The organism is Pseudomonas sp. S2_E01 (assembly GCF_054668365.1).
The window spans coordinates 5,904,102-5,916,601 of record NZ_CP162762.1; the positions used below are offsets into that span (position 1 = coordinate 5,904,102).

The following is a 12,500-nucleotide window of genomic DNA, read 5'->3' on the forward strand; positions in this document are numbered from 1 at the left end:
GGTCAGTCGGCTTTTTCCACCTGCAGGACGACGCCTTGCTGAGCAACGACCCGAACGCGGCTGCCGGCTTCGGCGTCAGGCCCCTGGGCCATCCATACGCCGTCGGCCACCCTGATCTTGCCGCGCCCATCAATGATCGATTCATGCACCACGAAGGTTTTGCCAATCAATTCCTGTCCGCGCAGGTTGAGGTTCGGCTCGTCACTCTGGCGCACCGCGCTGCGCTGGCGTCGCCACCAATAAAGGGCGGTGGCGATCGACAGCAGGCCGAACAGCAGAAATTGCAGCTCCCAGGACAGGTGCGGCAGTACGAACGTCAACACGCCAACGGCGGCCGCCGCCATGCCGATCCACAACAGATACCCGCCCGCACCGAAGACCTCGAGAATCAGCAGTACGGTGCCCAGCGCCAGCCAGTCCCAGAACGATAAATTTTGCAGGAATGCCCACATGGCGTGCCTCAGGCTTTCTTGTTGTCGAAGGTGGCCTTGACGATTTCGCCAATGCCGCCCACCGCACCAATCATCGAGCTGGCCTCCAGTGGCATCAGGATGACCTTGCTGTTGTTGGCCGAAGCGAGCCCGCCCAGCGCATCGATGTACTTCTGTGCAACGAAGTAATTCACGGCCTGCACGTTACCGCCGGCGATGGCTTCGGACACCACCTTGGTCGCCTGGGCTTCCGCTTCGGCTTGGCGTTCCCGCGCTTCGGCTTCGAGGAACGCAGCCTGGCGACCCCCTTCGGCCTCGAGGATCTGCGCCTGTTTCTTGCCTTCGGCGGTCAGGATCGCTGCGGCACGCAGGCCCTCGGCTTCGAGGATTTGCGCACGCTTGATCCGCTCGGCTTTCATCTGCCCCGACATCGCTGCCATCAGGTCCGCTGGCGGGCTGATGTCCTTGATCTCGATCCGGGTGATCTTGATGCCCCACGGTGCGGTGGCTTCGTCGACGGTGCGCAGCAATTTTTCGTTGATGCCGTCACGCTGGCTGAGCATCGCATCCAGTTCCATCGAGCCGAGCACGGTACGAATGTTGGTTTGCAGCAGGTTGCGGATGGCGTGCTCGAGGTTGTTCACCTCGTAGGCCGCCTGGGCGGTGTTGACTACCTGGAAGAAGCACACGGCGTCGATCTGCACCGTGGCGTTGTCGGCGGTGATCACTTCCTGCGGTGGAATATCCAGCACGCTCTCCATGACGTTGATCTTGCGACCGATACGGTCCATGACCGGAATGATGATGTTCAGACCAGGCTTGAGGGTGTTGGTGTAACGGCCGAAACGTTCGACCGTCCATTGATAACCCTGCGGCACGACCTTGAAGCCCATGAACAGAATGGCGACCACGAGGCCGACAAAAAGCAAAAGCACGCTACCGATCTGCATAACGATTCCCTGTTTAAGTTGCGATGGCCGGAGTGTAACGGTGCCGCCACGGGATAAGAACCGTCAGGCGATTTTTATCCCGTAATCAGGCGATAAGAGATCTATTTCTGCTCGCTTTGCGGTGTTACCCGCAACACTTCCTCAATGGTCGTCAGACCCGCAGCAACCTTTTGCGCGCCCGACAACCGCAAGCTGCGCATGCCTTCCTTGAATGCCTGGCGTCGTATGGACAGCAGATCGGTGTCGGGATTGATCAGTGCCTTGATGCCGTCGGTGAGTTGCATGATCTCGTAGACCCCGGCGCGGCCGCGATAGCCCGTGTCGCGGCACTCCAGGCAGCCGATGGCACGCTGGGCGTTGCCCGGCAGCGGTGCCTGCCAGGGTTTGGTCAGGGTCTGCCAGTCGTCTTCGTCCAGTGTCAACGGCGCCTTGCAATGCGGGCACAGGGTGCGCACCAGTCGCTGGGCCATGACCCCGAGCACCGTGGCCTTGATCAGGTAATGTGGCACCCCGAGTTCCAGCAAGCGGCTGATGGCGCTGGGCGCATCGTTGGTGTGCAGCGTCGAGAGCACCAGGTGACCGGTGAGCGCCGCCTGGATTGCCATTTCTGCGGTCTCCAGGTCGCGGATCTCGCCGATCATGATGATGTCCGGGTCCTGCCGCATCAATGCACGCACCCCGGAGGCGAATGTCAGGTCGATGTTGTGTTGCACCTGCATCTGGTTAAACGCTGGCTCCACCATTTCGATCGGGTCTTCGATGGTGCAAAGGTTGACCTCCGGGGTCGCCAGCTTCTTCAGGGTGGTGTAGAGCGTGGTGGTCTTGCCTGAACCCGTAGGGCCGGTGACCAGGATGATGCCGTTGGGTTGCCGGGTCATGTCCTGCCAACGGCGCAGGTCGTCGGCGGAAAAGCCCAACTGATCGAAATCCTTGAGCAGCACCTCCGGATCGAAGATCCGCATGACCATCTTCTCGCCAAACGCGGTCGGAAGTGTCGACAGCCGCAACTCGACCTCGCCGCCGTCCGGGGTCTTGGTTTTCACCCGGCCGTCCTGGGGTTTGCGTTTTTCCGCGACGTTCATCCGCCCCAGGCTCTTGAGGCGGCTGACGATTGCCATGGTGACCTGCGGCGGGAATTGATAGACGTTGTGCAACACGCCATCGATGCGAAAACGCACCGTGCCCTGTTCGCGTCGGGGTTCGATGTGAATATCGCTGGCGCGTTGCTGGAACGCGTACTGGAACAGCCAGTCAACGATGTTGACGATGTGTGCATCGTTGGCGTCCGGCTCCTGGTCGCTGGCGCCAAGGTTGAGCAGTTGTTCGAAATTGCCCAGGTTGCTGGCCTGGGCGTGCTGATCGACATGGGTCGCGCCGCTGACCGATTTGGCCAGGCGGAAAAACTCCACGCTGAAGCGCTGGATGTCCACCGGGTTGGCCACCACCCGCTTGATTGGCAGCTTCAACACGTGGGTGAGGTCGGCTTCCCAGCCTTTGACATAAGGTTGGGCGCTGGCCACGGTCACCGAGTCGCGATCGATCGCCACCGCAAGGATTTTGTGGCGTTGGGCGAAGGCATAGGACATTAACGGCGTAATGGCCGCAACGTTGATTTTCAGCGGATCGATGCGCAGGTACGGCTGGCCGGCCTGCTGCGACAACCACAGGGTCAGGCTTTCCAGATCAAGGTGTTTACCCGCACGGCTGAGATCGTCCAGTTGCTGGCTGGCGATGAATTCCAGCGGGTGCATCTGGGCATTGGCGGCTTGACGGCGGCGTGCGTTGAGCGCGTGCTCGGCCGAGTCCTGGCTGATGAATCCCTGGGCGACCAGCTCGCGCAGCAAATCGTTGAGATCCAGCCAGCGGTCCTGAATGGCAAGTTGAACGGACATGCGGGCTCCTCGAAGACGTCAGTGCGCAAAGGATAGTCGCCGTCGCGCTGACCGTTGGGCCACTACCCGACGAAGCCCGTATCGAAGTTTTTCAGCCCGTCGCCACGACGGCTTCAGTCCACGCCGAATCAGCGGCGTGCAGTTCTACCGAGCAGACATTGATGAGGTTGCGCATTTTTTCGCCAATCACCTGGGCGCGGTGCCAGCTCAGTCCGTCCATGACGATGTCGATCGACAGCAGGTCGTCCATGCGCTGGACGTTGACGTGTTGCGGGGTCAGGTACTGCATGGCGAACAGGTTCAGTACCCGGCACAGCAGGTCTGGCTCGGCTTCTGCCAGCAATTGATAGCGCACGCGGCAGTGGGTGTTGCTGGCGTTCCAGCTATCGGCGCGGGCGCAGGTTACGGCTTTGAGGTGTGGCATGATCGATCTCCAAAAACACTGGAGAAATTTTTACATTCGATGCCGGGTATTTCTTATCTATGATGGATACAAAAGGCGACTTATCGAATTAGATTATTCAACAACGTATCGATCTAGGGTTTATTTATGCAAAGCGAACTGGATGGCTACGACCGCAGGATTCTCGCGTTGCTGCAAGAGGACGCTTCCCTTTCCAGCGCACAGATCGCCGAACAGGTGGGCCTGTCGCAGTCGCCGTGCTGGCGGCGAATCCAGCGGATGAAGGAGGAGGGGATCATTCGCGGGCAGGTGACCTTGCTGGACCGCAAGAAAATTGGGCTGAACACGCAGATCTTCGCGGAAATCAAACTCAACGCCCACGGCCGTTCGAACTTCACCGAATTCACCGAGGCGATTCGCGGTTTTCCCGAAGTGCTTGAGTGTTATGTGCTGATGGGTTCGGTGGATTTCATGCTGCGCATCGTCGCCGCGGACATCGAGGCCTACGAGCGATTTTTCTTCGAGAAGCTTTCACTTGTGCCTGGGATCCAGGAGGTGAACTCGATTGTGGCGTTGTCGGAGATCAAGTCGACGACGAGCTTGCCGGTGATGGGATAACGCGCCGCTACCCTGTAGGAGCGAGCATGCTCGCGATGGAGGCTGACGATGACGCTGTCTGCCTGACACCCCAAGGTGCCTGATCTTCCATCGCGAGCATGCTCGCTCCTACAGGGACGGATCAGCCGCGCAGCAGGATTCGCCAGGCGCGGTTTTGATACACCGCGATCGCCTGCTGCTTGCGCGCGTCGAGCAGTTCGTCGGTGATCGTCGGCTCACTCGCCAGTTGAGCGAGCTGCTTGAGTTCACCGTACAGGCGATCCATTTCTGCGATGTCCAGCACGTGGCGGGCATGATGCAGCCAGGCCTGGATGCGCTCGATGCGAGGCAGCTGTTCGGCCAGGTCTTCCGGTTGTTGCTGGTAGCGCTGCAATTGCAACGAAGTGGCTTCTTCGGCCAACAGGCGCGGCAGCCAGCTGGCCAGTTGCGCCGCGCCCTGGCGGTTGCCGCGCACGTTCCGGTCCGCAGTCCAGGTGCGGGCCAGCAGCCAGCGCGACAGGTTCAGGGAGAACTGACCCCAGCGCGGGTCTTCCAGTTCTTCGAGGAACTGCTCAGGTGCGGCCTTGCGCACGTCTTCGTCTTCGATGCCGACTTGCACCAGCGGGCGCCAGTCTTCGAGCAAGGCATCCAGGGCCACACGCAGGTCGTGCGTGGACTGGCGCGGTGCGGCCTGGCCCAGGCTGCTCAGCAGCGCACGCATCTCGGCGAGGTTGTCGACCCAGTCCTGCAACAGGCGCCAGTGGCCATTGAACCGATACTGTTCGGCCAGGCGCTGGCTGCTGCCGAGCAGGTGCCAGGCCAGCGCGGCGAAGGCGTCGTCCAGTGGCGTTTCGGCGGTCAGTTGCGGTGCCGGCAGGCTCAGCGAATAGCTGCTGGCGTCGTACAGGCGATAACCGCGCTCGGCCTTGCTGATGTCACAAGGCATCAGCGGCAAGGTGGCGGCCAGTTCGACGGCCAGTTCCAGCAAGGCTGCCGGCTCGCCTTCGCGCAGTTCAAGCTCCAGCTCGCAGATTTCTTCCTTCTGCTTGCCGACCACAACGTGACCCAGGTCCAGCGCGGCTTCGATGACCACTTTGGACTTGCCACGGCCCCAGGCAATTTCTGCACGTTCGCGCACGAAATCGGTGGTGAAGATCGGCTTGAGGGTTTTTTTGTCCAGATCAGCCAGTTGCTCTGGCCAGCATTCGCCGTCGAGTTTCTTGACGTCGAGTTTGGCCTTGGGCAGGTTCCAGTTGTATTCATTGCGCTCGGACAAGCCGGCGATGCTCTGGCCGCGTGTCTTGAGCGTCTGAATGATCTCGTCACCATCGCGACGCAGGCGCAGGGCCACCTTGGCGTGGGCCAGGTCGCGCTCTGGTGTGTCGAGATACTGGTTCATCAGCTCGCGGCGTTCCCAGCCATTTTTGTTGCGTTTTTTCAACAGCGGGTGCTCGCGCAGGGCAGCGAGGGTTTCGCGGCTGACGCGGAGTTTGATTTCGGTTTCTTTCTGCATGGCCGGAAAATCCAGGATCGGGAGCGCAGCCGGGGGGAATGTGTGGCTGCCAAGGTCGTGCAGTGTACAGGACTCGACCCCGCTTCGCCGGCCGACGGTTTATTCCTGTCGCCGGATGGTTCTATGATGGACTCCAATCCGCGAATTGGAGTCAGCGATGCCTTTGCCATCCATGAAAGATCAGTTCGCTGCGCTGATTGCCACGCCATCGGTCAGTTGCACCCAGGCGAGCCTCGATCAGAGCAACCGCCCGGTGATCGATCTGCTGGCGACATGGCTCGGCGACCTGGGTTTTGCCTGCGATATCCAACAGGTCAGCCCGGGCAAGTTCAATCTGCTGGCCAGTTTCGGCTCCGGCCCGGGCGGCCTGGTGCTGGCGGGGCATAGTGATACGGTGCCGTTCGACGGCGCGTTGTGGCAGACCGATCCGTTGAAACTGACAGAAGTCGACGGGCGCTGGATCGGTCTGGGCAGCTGCGACATGAAGGGTTTTTTTGCCTTGATCATCGAAGCGGTCATTCCCTTGCTCGATCAGCCGTTCAAGCAACCGTTGCTGATCCTGGCCACCTGCGATGAAGAAAGCTCGATGTCCGGTGCGCGTGCCCTGGCCGATGCCGGGCGGCCGCTGGGACGTGCAGCGGTTATTGGCGAGCCGACCGGACTCAAGCCGATTCGCATGCACAAGGGCATCATGATGGAGCGCATCGATATCCTCGGGCAGAGCGGCCATTCCTCGGACCCGCGTCTGGGGCACAGCGCCCTGGAAGCCATGCACGATGCCATCGGCGAACTGCGCGGGCTGCGCCTGTTGTGGCAGCGCGAGTTTCGCAATCCGCAGTTTGGTGTGCCGACGCCGACCCTGAATTTCGGTTGCATTCATGGCGGCGACAATCCCAATCGGATCTGTGGCCAGTGTTCACTTGAGTTCGACCTGCGACCGCTGCCGGGTATGGACCCCAAAGCCCTGCGCGCCGAGATCTTGCAGCGACTCAAGCCGGTTGCCGAGCGGCATCAGGTCAAGATCGATTACGCGCCGCTGTTCCCCGAAGTGCCTTCCTTTGAACAGGCCGAAGAGGGCGAACTGGTGCGAATTGCCGAAAAGCTCACCGGTCACAGTGCCGAAGCGGTAGCGTTTGGCACCGAAGCGCCTTATCTTCAGCGTCTTGGCTGTGAAACCGTGGTACTGGGCCCGGGCGATATCGCTTGTGCGCACCAGCCGGGGGAATACCTCGAAATGTCACGTTTGCAGCCTACGGTGCATCTATTACGTCAGTTGGTTGAGCATTACTGCCTGACGCCGGCTTCGGCCGGGTGAACACCGCAACCTCTGTAGGAGCGAGCAAGCTCGCGATGGGCTGTCAGGCACCGCTGGGTGTCAGGCTGACAGCGTCATCGTTAGCCTCCATCGCGAGCATGCTCGCTCCTACAGGGGGGGCGAATTAAATTAATGAGGTTAAACCCCGTATTCATGAGGAGAGCACGCGTGTCGCCAAGCCTGTTCCGACGATAACCATCAGCCCGTTGTGCGTTTTGTGTTTCGCCCATTTTTTTGGCTGCTCTTTATTACAGGCCCCAGGTTCATGCCCGACTACGTTAATTGGCTTCGTCATGCTTCTCCTTATATCAATGCCCACCGCGACTGCACCTTTGTCGTCATGCTGCCCGGCGACGGTGTCGAGCACCCCAACTTCGGCAATATCGTCCACGACCTGGTGCTGCTGCACAGCCTCGGCGTGCGTCTGGTGCTGGTTCACGGCTCCCGTCCGCAGATCGAAGCGCGCCTGGCTGCACGCGGCCTGACTCCGCATTATCACCACGGCATGCGCATCACGGATGCGGCGACACTTGAGTGTGTGATGGATGCGGTCGGCCAACTGCGCATCGCCATCGAGGCACGGCTGTCGATGGACATGGCATCGTCGCCGATGCAGGGTTCGCGCTTGCGCGTAGCCAGCGGCAACCTGGTGACGGCACGGCCGATCGGCGTCCTTGAAGGCGTCGATTATCACCACACCGGCGAAGTGCGCCGGGTCGACCGCAAGGGCATCAACCGCCTGCTGGACGAGCGTTCCATCGTGCTGCTGTCGCCGCTGGGTTATTCGCCCACCGGTGAGACCTTCAACCTCGCCTGCGAAGACGTCGCCACGCGCGCGGCCATCGACCTGGGCGCCGACAAATTGCTGCTGTTTGGCGAGGAACAAGGCCTGCTTGACGAGAACGGTCGCCTGGTCCGCGAACTGCGTCCGCAGCAGGTGCCGGCGCATTTGCAACGCCTGGGCAGCAACTACCAGGCCGAGCTGCTGGATGCGGCGGCCGAAGCCTGCCGGGGCGGCGTGGCCCGCAGCCACATTGTCAGTTACGCCGAAGACGGCGCGCTGCTGACCGAGCTGTTCACCCGCGACGGTGGCGGTACGCTGGTGGCGCAGGAGCAATTCGAAGTCGTGCGCGAGGCGGCGATCGAGGACGTCGGCGGTTTGTTGGAATTGATCAGTCCGCTGGAAGAGCAGGGGATCCTGGTACGCCGCTCACGCGAAGTACTGGAGCGCGAGATCGAGCAGTTCAGTGTGGTCGAGCGCGAAGGCATGATCATCGCTTGTGCGGCGCTGTACCAGATTGCCGATTCCGATGCCGGGGAGCTGGCGTGCCTGGCGGTGAACCCGGAGTACCGCCACGGTGGCCGTGGCGACGAACTGCTCGAACGCATCGAAACCCGCGCCCGGGCGAAGGGCTTGAAAACGCTGTTCGTCCTCACCACACGCACGGCACACTGGTTTCGCGAACGTGGCTTTGCGCCCAGCAGCGTCGAGCGTCTGCCATCGGCGCGGGCGTCGCTGTACAACTACCAGCGCAACTCGAAGATCTTCGAAAAAGCGCTTTGATCGGCAGGTTCCCACGCCACGGCTGGGAACCTTCCCAGCTACTCCTTTGGGATAACTGCAAAAAAGCGACTCTGATCAATTTTTCGCCAACGCTTCTCTCGTAAAGTCGACCGGGAGAAGGGTTTGGCTCGGATTGAAAATCTATTTCGAGCGATACACAAACTGTAACATTTGGCAGGGATCATGCGCGCTTCGCCATGAAGGCGTCGCTATTTTGATACCAATTGACGTTAACCGCGTGGTTCAAAAGCGAATCGATCTAAAAATAGACAGATAAATACTATTTAGAGATTAGCTCCGGTGCCGATATGCTGTGTCCGGTTCAGGCAAAGCGCACAGAGTCATATTCCTGAATGGCATGAAAACTGATGAAACAATTCTTTTTAGGTTTATAAATAAATCATTACCCTGAAAGGAACAAACATCACGGCGATTAGACCTTGGTCGTAGACACACATGGTTACGATTGACTTGTAAGTCACGGTCCGGCGCTAATCGCGCATCTTAGGATCCCGGGCACACGACCCAGGACCAGGAACACAAGAATTAGAAACGTAGAGGAGCGAAACAATGAACAAGTCCACCTTGGCCCTGGCCGTGGCCGTAGGGGTTATGGCGCAGCAGGCAGGCGCCGCCGGTTTCATCGAAGACAGCAAGGCCACTCTGGGTCTGCGTAACTTCTACATCAATACCGACAACCGTGATGGTCCGGGCGCTAACAAGAACGAAGAATGGGGCCAAGGCTTCGATCTGCGTTTCACCTCCGGTTATACCCAAGGCACCGTCGGTTTCGGTATCGACGCCATCGGCCTGCTGGGCGTACGTCTGGATTCGGGTGGCGGTACTAACGGCAACAGCGGTACCGCGTACGGTGGCACCGTGTTCCCAAGCGAATCCAACGGTAAAGCCGTGGATAACTTCTCCAGCCTGGGTCTGACTGCCAAAGCCAAGATCTCCCAGACTGAACTGAAGCTGGGTACTCTGCAGCCTAAGAACCCGGTCATCGTGACCAACGATGGTCGTCTGCTGCCACAAACCTGGCAGGGTGGCCAGATCACTTCCGGCGAAATCAAAGACCTGACCCTGGTTGGCGGTCAGATCGAAGCTGTGAAGGGTCGTAACTCGAGCAACAACGAGCAGTTGAGCATCTCCGGTGCTAACACTCGTGGTGCTGGCTGGCGCGACAGCAACAAATTCATCTACGCCGGTGGCGACTACAAGATCACCAAGGATCTGACCGCCCAGTACTACTACGGCAATCTGGAAGACTTCTACAAGCAACACTTCCTGGGTCTGGTCCACAACTGGTCCATCGGTCCAGGCGTTCTGAAGTCCGACTTCCGTTACTTCAATAGCTCCGACGACGGTAAGAACGGTACTGATCCTGCGTACTTCAGCACCGGTAACTACACTGGCGTTCGTAACGGTCGCGGTGAGGTATCCAACAACCTGTACAGCGGCTTGTTCCTGTATTCGGTTGCCGGTCACACTTTCGGTGGCGGTTATCAGGTCAGCAACGGCAGCAGCGACTTCCCTTGGCTGAACCAGGGTGACGGCTCGTCGAACTACACTATCACCGACATGCAAATTCAGAAGTTCAACCGTGCCGGCGAGAAAACCTGGCAAGCACGCTACTCCTATGATTTCGCCAAGGTGGGTGTACCAGGCCTGACCGCCGGTGCCGTTTACCTGAAAGGTGACAGTATCGACCTCGTGGGCACCAGCGGCCGCGAAAGTGTTTCCAATGGTTCCGAGTGGGAGCGTGACTTCACCCTGGCTTACGTAGTGCCAGAAGGCCCGCTGAAAAACGTCGGCTTTATGTGGAAGAACGCTACCTGGCGTACTGACCTGCCGGGTGTTCGCTCCCAGGACGAAAACCGCCTGATCCTCAGCTACTCGATCCCGCTGTTGTAATAGCGCTCGCGTAACCGCTGAAAAAAAGCCCCGCCCGGCATCACGCCGGGCGGGGCTTTTGCATTTCAGCGCGGAGTCACCCCCGTAATCCCGCGCTGAAATCCCCTCTTTACAGCAACTCAAGGCCTTCTCGAACCTCGAACGCGATAGTCGTCGTGATGTCGGGGCAGGTCCAGTGAACAGATTTTTAATATTCATTAATGATCTAATAATGTCTTTATTTATTCTTTTTATTAGATCCCAAATACGGTCTACAGTTGAGTTCTGTACCTCACTCATCAGGAGCCCACCATGAGCATCAGACTCGGCGACATCGCCCCCGATTTCGAGCAGGATTCCAGTGCCGGAACCATCCGTTTCCATGAATGGCTGGGCGACAGTTGGGGCGTGCTGTTTTCCCATCCGGCGGACTTCACCCCGGTGTGCACCACTGAGTTGGGCTTTACCGCCAAGCTCAAGGACGAGTTCACCAAGCGCGGTGTCAAGGCCATCGCCTTGTCCGTCGACCCGGTGGACTCTCACCACAAGTGGATCGGTGATATCAACGAAACCCAGGGCACCATCGTCAACTTCCCGATCCTGGCCGACGCCGACCGCAAGGTCTCGGACCTGTACGACCTGATCCACCCCAATGCCAGCGATACGCTTACCGTGCGTTCGCTGTTCGTGATCGACCCGAACAAGAAGGTGCGCTTGACCATCACCTACCCGGCGAGCACGGGTCGCAACTTCAATGAAATCCTGCGAGTGATCGACTCGCTGCAACTCACGGATAATTACAAGGTGGCAACCCCGGCCAACTGGCAGGACGGCGATGAAGTGGTGATCGTGCCATCGCTCAAGGATGAAGAAGAGCTCAAGCAGCGCTTCCCCAAAGGCTATCGCGCCGTGAAGCCCTACCTGCGCCTCACGCCGCAGCCGAATCGCTGATCGACTAGATTCACCCATCCCTCTGTAGGAGCGAGCTTGCTCGCGATGGACTGCCAGGCCCCGCTGGGTGTCAGGCACAACGTCATCGCGAGCAAGCTCGCTCCTACAGGAAGCGGGGCGCACTCACATACAACGCAGGGGATTTCAGGCCGTTTCGACGGCCTTTTTTTATGTTTTTGTATATCGCTTCGTGGAATAACCAAATGAATAAATATGATTTATAGATATATGAATCACCTGTTAAGGTCTCTCCATCGAAGCGAGATCGCACACTGCGAATCGCCTGCACCGTTCAAGGAATCATGTGAATGCTGGTCGTCTCACTCGGTGGCAGCCCAAGTCAACGCTCTCGTTCCGGGGTGTTGCTGGAGCGCTCCCAACGCTGGTTGCAAGAGCAGGGTGTGGAAGTGGTGAGTTACGGCGTGCGGGACTTCCCGGCCGAAGACTTGCTGCATGCACGGTTCGACAGTCCGAAAGTGATCGATTTGTTGCAACAGATCGAAAACGCCGAAGGCCTGCTGATCGCCACCCCGGTGTACAAGGCATCGTTCTCCGGTGCGTTGAAAACCGTGCTGGACCTGCTGCCGGAGCGCGCGCTGGCGCACAAGGTGGTGTTGCCCATGGCCACCGGCGGCAGCATCGCTCACATGCTGGCGGTGGATTACGCCCTCAAACCGGTGTTGTCGGCATTGAAGGCCGATGAATTGCTCCAGGGGATTTTCGCTGTCGACAGCCAGATTGCCTATGGCGAAGGCAGTGCCGCGGCGCAACTGGCGCCTGAGTTGGAACAACGATTGAACGAGTCGCTGGAACTGTTTTTAAGCGCTATGACGAGACGGCCCAAGCCGCTCGATCCGGGCCTGTTGAGTGATCGTCTGCTGACTGCTCGCTGGAGCATTTAAGCCACACCCTGAATTTGATGTACTCACCTTACTCAGCCGTCAACGGCCAAGCAGGTGCAGCCACAACCTCACTGCAAAAAGGAGAGCGC

At 59.3% G+C, this 12,500-nt stretch carries 11 protein-coding genes; 6 read left to right on the forward strand and 5 right to left on the reverse strand.

Annotated elements, in window-relative coordinates; translation table 11 throughout:
* Nucleotides 1-2: 2 nt before the first annotated feature.
* From AB4O36_RS27255 to AB4O36_RS27270, 4 genes are all read right to left on the reverse strand, one after another.
* Complete coding sequence (locus AB4O36_RS27255; protein ID WP_460119855.1) at nucleotides 3-452, reverse strand: NfeD family protein; 450 nt, start codon at nucleotides 450-452, stop codon at nucleotides 3-5.
* A gap of 8 nt (nucleotides 453-460) precedes the next feature.
* Nucleotides 461-1,381: an SPFH domain-containing protein gene (locus tag AB4O36_RS27260; RefSeq protein ID WP_460119857.1), complete on the reverse strand. Its 921-nt coding sequence runs from the start codon at nucleotides 1,379-1,381 to the stop codon at nucleotides 461-463.
* A 101-nt stretch (nucleotides 1,382-1,482) separates the two neighbouring features.
* Complete coding sequence (locus tag AB4O36_RS27265; protein WP_460140694.1) at nucleotides 1,483-3,273, reverse strand: GspE/PulE family protein; 1,791 nt, start codon at nucleotides 3,271-3,273, stop codon at nucleotides 1,483-1,485.
* Nucleotides 3,274-3,364: 91 nt separating this feature from the next.
* The gene (locus tag AB4O36_RS27270) at nucleotides 3,365-3,697 is read right to left on the reverse strand and encodes a hypothetical protein (RefSeq protein ID WP_460140695.1); all 333 of its coding nucleotides are present in this window, start codon (nucleotides 3,695-3,697) and stop codon (nucleotides 3,365-3,367) included.
* Nucleotides 3,698-3,823: 126 nt separating this feature from the next.
* Here AB4O36_RS27270 and AB4O36_RS27275 point away from each other — a divergent pair, with 126 nt between their 5' ends.
* The gene (locus tag AB4O36_RS27275; protein ID WP_460119863.1) at nucleotides 3,824-4,294 is read left to right on the forward strand and encodes an Lrp/AsnC family transcriptional regulator; all 471 of its coding nucleotides are present in this window, start codon (nucleotides 3,824-3,826) and stop codon (nucleotides 4,292-4,294) included.
* A gap of 121 nt (nucleotides 4,295-4,415) precedes the next feature.
* On the opposite strand, the gene AB4O36_RS27280 is transcribed toward AB4O36_RS27275, so the two are convergent.
* Nucleotides 4,416-5,786 (reverse strand): CYTH domain-containing protein, encoded by a 1,371-nt coding sequence (locus tag AB4O36_RS27280; protein WP_460140696.1) that lies wholly within the window; start codon nucleotides 5,784-5,786, stop codon nucleotides 4,416-4,418.
* 157 nt (nucleotides 5,787-5,943) lie between these two features.
* Between AB4O36_RS27280 and argE the strand changes: the two genes are divergently transcribed.
* The 5 genes from argE (at nucleotide 5,944) to ssuE (ending at nucleotide 12,411) form a co-directional block, all read left to right on the forward strand.
* Complete coding sequence (gene argE, locus AB4O36_RS27285; protein ID WP_460140697.1) at nucleotides 5,944-7,101, forward strand: acetylornithine deacetylase; 1,158 nt, start codon at nucleotides 5,944-5,946, stop codon at nucleotides 7,099-7,101.
* 265 nt (nucleotides 7,102-7,366) lie between these two features.
* Nucleotides 7,367-8,665, forward strand: coding sequence for an amino-acid N-acetyltransferase (gene argA / locus AB4O36_RS27290; protein ID WP_460119868.1), 1,299 nt, complete (start codon nucleotides 7,367-7,369; stop codon nucleotides 8,663-8,665).
* A 570-nt stretch (nucleotides 8,666-9,235) separates the two neighbouring features.
* A complete protein-coding gene (locus tag AB4O36_RS27295) occupies nucleotides 9,236-10,579 on the forward strand; it encodes an OprD family porin (protein ID WP_460140698.1) in 1,344 nt (447 codons plus the stop codon).
* A 291-nt stretch (nucleotides 10,580-10,870) separates the two neighbouring features.
* A complete protein-coding gene (locus AB4O36_RS27300) occupies nucleotides 10,871-11,509 on the forward strand; it encodes a peroxiredoxin (RefSeq protein ID WP_460140699.1) in 639 nt (212 codons plus the stop codon).
* A gap of 308 nt (nucleotides 11,510-11,817) precedes the next feature.
* Nucleotides 11,818-12,411 carry an NADPH-dependent FMN reductase gene (gene ssuE / locus AB4O36_RS27305; RefSeq protein WP_460140700.1) on the forward strand — a complete coding sequence of 198 codons (594 nt, stop codon included), beginning with the start codon at nucleotides 11,818-11,820 and terminating at the stop codon, nucleotides 12,409-12,411.
* The last annotated feature ends 89 nt before the right edge of the window (nucleotides 12,412-12,500 follow it).